Origin of the sequence: Aquabacterium sp. (genome assembly GCF_021768455.1) — a bacterium.
Classification (GTDB): domain Bacteria; phylum Pseudomonadota; class Gammaproteobacteria; order Burkholderiales; family Burkholderiaceae_C; genus Aquabacterium.
In genome coordinates, this window is the sequence record NZ_JAIZVX010000292.1 from 1 (window position 1) to 1,517 (window position 1,517).

Here is a 1,517-nt window from a genome sequence, read left to right on the forward strand (position 1 = left end):
TCCCCGCCGGTACCGTCGACAGCACCTGGGTCAATGCCGTGGGCACGGCCAAGGCCTTCCACCCCGACTGGGGCCGCAGCGAAGACCAGGCGGGCGGGGCCTACTACGGCATCCCCTACAACGTGGTCGACGGGACGTCGGCCACCACTGCCTGGCCTCAGGTCACCTTCACCGACTATGGCGAGGAAAGCGACTGCGCCGCGGCCAGCGGCAGTGGGCACGAGATCTTGCAGGGGTGCGCCAACCAGGGCAGCGCCGCGCGCTTCCCTTATCCCTCGGCGGCGTCCACGAAATTCGAAGGTGGGGCCTGCCCGGCCAACAGCGGCTGCGGCGACCGCCATGTGCTGGTGGTCGAGACGGGCCGCTGCCGCCTCTGGGAGTCGGCCAATGCCTATGCGGTGAGCGGTGGCTGGCAGGCCTCGGGTGCAGCAGCCTGGGACCTTCACAGCCTGGCCATGCGCCCCGACACCTGGACCTCCTCCGACGCGGCCGGCATGCCGATCACACCCCTGCTGGTCAAGGCCGCCGAGGCCCAGACCGAAATCCGCCACGCCTTGCGCGTGACCTTCCCGGATGCCGTGCTGGCCGATCGCGCCTACGTGTGGCCTGCGAGCCATGCGGCCGGCTCCAGCGGGGGCGGGCCCATTCCCTACGGGTCGCTGCTGCGGCTGAAGGCCAGCTTCGCCATCCCCAGCGGCTGGGACGCCGAGGCCAAGGCCATCGCCCTGGCCATGCAGCGCTATGGCCTGTACGTGGTCGACAACGGCAGTGCGCTGTACGTGCAGGGCGAGCCCAGTGCGGCCTGGCGCGACACCACGCTGGACCAGCTCAAGACCCTGACCATGGCCAGTTTCGAATTCGTCGACACCAGCCCGATCACGGGCAAGTCGGGCTTCAACCCTCGCTCGTACGCGGCGAGCTGGTGAGGCTTGGGCGGCTCCGTTGACCCGTGATCAGGTGGCCTTGCTCAGGTTCACGCGCTGCATCAGCGCCTCGGCGCTCTCCTTGCGCTCGCTGTAGCGGTCGACCAGCACCGGCGTGATCGCCCGTGTGAGCAGGGTGAAGCGCACGAGCTCTTCCATCACGTCGACCACCCGGTCGTAGAAGGGCGATGGCTTCATGCGGCCGTTGGCGTCGAACTCCTGGAAGGCCTTGGGCACCGACGACTGGTTGGGGATGGTCAGCATGCGCATCCAGCGGCCCAGCACCCGCATCTGGTTGACGGCGTTGAAGGACTGAGAACCGCCGCTGACCTGCATCACCGCCAGGGTCTTGCCCTGCGTGGGCCGCACGGCGCCCATCGACAACGGGATCCAGTCGATCTGCGATTTCAGGATGCCGGTCATGGCGCCGTGGCGCTCGGGCGAGGTCCACACCATGCCCTCGGCCCAGCGCACCAGTTCCCGCAGTTCCTGCACCTTGGGGTGGGTGTCGGGTGCGTCATCGGGCAAGGGCAGTCCGGTCGGGTTGAAGACGCGGGTCTCGCAGCCCATGGCGCGCAGCAGGCGGGCGGCCTC

Annotated in this window: 1 protein-coding gene and 1 pseudogene; one reads left to right on the forward strand and one right to left on the reverse strand. The window is 69.0% G+C overall.

From position 1 onward, the window contains the following. A pseudogene (locus QZ994_RS19850) lies at positions 1-926 on the forward strand (hypothetical protein); the annotation flags it as partial. A gap of 27 nt (positions 927-953) precedes the next feature. Here the strand turns inward: QZ994_RS19850 and arsH are convergent. Continuing rightward, on the reverse strand, positions 954-1,517 hold a 564-nt coding region (gene arsH / locus QZ994_RS19855; protein WP_290877821.1), incomplete at its 5' end, for an arsenical resistance protein ArsH.